4 protein-coding genes are annotated in these 3,071 nt (G+C 38.4%); all 4 read right to left on the reverse strand.

Going from position 1 to position 3,071, the window contains the following annotated elements; all coding sequences use genetic code 11:
* Nucleotides 1–245 precede the first annotated feature (245 nt).
* On the reverse strand, nucleotides 246–398 hold the full coding sequence (locus ACP5KC_RS09675) for a hypothetical protein (RefSeq protein WP_428287428.1): 153 nt from the start codon (nucleotides 396–398) through the stop codon (nucleotides 246–248).
* A 370-nt stretch (nucleotides 399–768) separates the two neighbouring features.
* Nucleotides 769–1,101, reverse strand: a complete 333-nt coding sequence (locus ACP5KC_RS09680; protein WP_428287429.1) for a hypothetical protein — start codon at nucleotides 1,099–1,101, stop codon at nucleotides 769–771.
* Between the two features lie 267 nt (nucleotides 1,102–1,368).
* Nucleotides 1,369–1,932 (reverse strand): HAD family hydrolase, encoded by a 564-nt coding sequence (locus tag ACP5KC_RS09685; RefSeq protein WP_428287430.1) that lies wholly within the window; start codon nucleotides 1,930–1,932, stop codon nucleotides 1,369–1,371.
* 453 nt (nucleotides 1,933–2,385) lie between these two features.
* Nucleotides 2,386–2,922, reverse strand: coding sequence for a YgjP-like metallopeptidase domain-containing protein (locus ACP5KC_RS09690; protein ID WP_428287431.1), 537 nt, complete (start codon nucleotides 2,920–2,922; stop codon nucleotides 2,386–2,388).
* Nucleotides 2,923–3,071 lie beyond the last annotated feature (149 nt).

A 3,071-nucleotide genomic window follows, 5' to 3' on the forward strand; every position in this document is an offset into this window, starting at 1 on the left:
GACCTGAAGCTTTACCCCGATCTCTCTGAGTATTTGCCAGATCCCAGCGAGCCCGCTCCTAACTAAGTGCGAATCCTTAAATAGAGTCTCGCTTTACTATACCTGAGGATCGAAGATGAAAGTAAGCAAGTATGAAAAGCTCTTAGAGGATGAGAAGGTTAGGCGTTGGCTTAAGAATTTTTCTAGGGGGGGGCCTAATCACTAGCGAGGTTGCTCTAAGAAGGCTTAGTAAGGCATGCGAGCTTCTAAACTTTGATCAATAAACTCGCAATGTCTTCGGTTTTAATTCCAACTTTCTCAACAATCTCTCCAATCTCGTTGCTTTCATCTATTATTTTTAATGAAAAATATTCGTGAGCTGGAAGCTCCTCTTCTTTCTCATATTTAAATAATTCCAATGCTTCAGAAAGTTTCCCTCCCTTCTTTAAAACTAAGTGGTAGTTTTTGCACGGGGTAGCATATGTTACACCGCGTGGAGAGGGCTTGAGCTCCTAAGCCTTCTTAAAGAATGCGCAGTTGCGTATTTTCATTTCTGTTCAGCTAACCTCTTTAAGGAGCATCGTCGCCTCCGACAATAGTTACAGTAGCCGAGTTTTGAAAGAGACCCGGCCACTCAATACCCTCTGAATCGACAACAGTGTAATTCACTTCCAGGAATATTGGATATCGTATGTGTTTGCCCCTTGACATTCCCCTACAAGCGAGTTCAAAGCTGTTAGCTTTCGGTGTAAAGTACCATTCAGCACTCCACCCATGTTTTTCTGAAAGTTACTTGAATGGATATTCACTTATGTTTATCATGTATCCGGGGTCAAGCTTCACGCTGTTTAAGATGACGTAAGAGTTGTTATAGAACGTCGTTGCGTTGGGAAAGCCACTAAGGTTCTGCACTATGAAGAGAAATGTGATTTTGTAACTGTGATTCGTCACCCACATAGAGTCGGTTGTTAAATAGATACGCACCACTGCACCATGAGAGACACCCGTCCATTCCCAGCTTTTAGTAGAATCAACTAGAAGACGAGGCAAGACTAATACTGCAGAAATGATTACTGCACCTAACACCACTGCAACTAAAGCGGCAATAATGGGCAGAATCACTGCATTTTCATGTAACTACGTCTTCCAATAGATAACTTCACCAGAAATTTAAAACATACTTTTTTCTACTGATGAAACAAGAAACAACATGTAATAAGAATGAGAAAATGTTAAACTGCCTCGGTGATAAGTTGTAACAACTGTCCAACCTCCAAAATTGTAAAAAGGAAAACCAAACAGGATCACCCTTCTACAACTATATTTAAATCGATTATACGGTTTATCTATGTTATCAACATGAAGAAGCAGATGTGAAATTTGAGATTTCTACATACGATTCAACAAGGCTGGTATTTGTTTAAGAGTTGAAATAATGGTACATGACGGCTTTGGTTTTCTTGCTCTACTTTTTCTATCTACCAAAATATACTTGATCCCAAGCTCTTTGAGTGGAGGACTATCAAGATAGATGTTATCGGTCACATATACACAATCTTCTACTGGTACGGATAAATGCTCAACGCCAGTTAGGTAGATACGTGGGTCGGGTTTAGTTACGCCAGCTTCAAATGGAGTAATAATAGCATCAATGTATTTAAGAATCGAATTCTCTTTGAGAATTCTTTCAAAAACAAACCGAGGAGTTGACGTTACTATTGCAGTTTTGCAGAGTTTGCGCTTTAATTCTCTTAAGCAAGGTTTCACATCACCGAAAACCCTGAATTTTTCATTTACGTGGAAATAGCTAGTAGTTATAGCGATGATTTTATCATTCACATCATAACCGAGTAGCTTAAAGACAGTTTTATAGACGCTTTCTTCATCACGTATATTCCCTTTAAGGTACTCAATAAAGAAGGAAAATATCCTTGCGGCAACATCAATGCACATCCTGCTCTTCCTTTTAACGGAACAGGAAATATTGTTAGAATTACCTTTATTGTACTTGCCATTGGAAATTGTACACCTGATTTAAACACTAAAGCTTGCTGACTGACCCCCTCCCGACAGAGAACCGCGCATATCATGGCCGATCGAGCATACAGCGATTAACGGATACTCCATAATTCCCGAATTTCCTCAAAAATTATCTATTTACAGCTCTCTTAGCCCTTAGCATTATTCTCTACAGAAATCTATGAAACTTGGTAAAGTAAATATCAAGTTGAACCTGTAATGTCTCTTACCATCATTATGTTACTGCATATTCCTTTTACATGCTGACAGACCTAGTATTTAAAATTCTTCGCATATCCCATTCAGCGCGCAGAATTCGACCTTACGCTCTTCCCAACAAGAAAAGAACTAATAGAATGGTTTATTTATATAGTTAAATTATTCGGTTTATATGAGTTCCTTATTTCCACGCCCATCCCTTTCAACATCATCTGGGAATGTAGCTAAAGGATCGATTAGCATCTCTGCATGTTTCGTAAGAAGTTTCTGACCTTTTTCAAAGTTAGGATAAATAGTCTTCACAATTTTCCAAAACTTGCTTGTATGTCTTTTACTGATTACATGAGCTATTTCATGAGCAACTATATACTTTAAAGCACTCTTCGGTAATGCTACAGCGTTCAGCTTAACCAAGATCTTATTTCCCTCGAGCTTAGCTATTCTATTTCTTTTGCCATCGATTTTTTCTGTGATTTCAAAATCCAAATTAGCGAAAACATCAACTTTTTTCCTTTTTAGGATTTCGTTGTAAATCTTATGAAGCTCGGAGTAAAGTAGGCTTGATAAGAATTCTTTTAGCAGGAGGTGAGGCGAGTTTTTACAACTGTTTATGACAATTTTATTACCCCTAAGCTTAACACTATCCACATTCGATTTCTTTTCAACAACCACGTAATTCTTTCCAAATATTATTATGCTTTCCATCCAATTTCCTCCAGGGCTCCAAAAACACCCTCGGTTAAATCATCTATCTTACCCTTGTAATCTCTAAACTTTGAAAGCAGCAGGAGTCTGGTCTCCGCCTTAACCTTCCGTCTAATATCTCTCTGCAACTGCCAGCCTTCAAAAAGTAG

Source organism: Infirmifilum sp. (genome assembly GCF_049970975.1).
GTDB classification, from domain to species: domain Archaea; phylum Thermoproteota; class Thermoprotei; order Thermofilales; family Thermofilaceae; genus Thermofilum; species Thermofilum uzonense.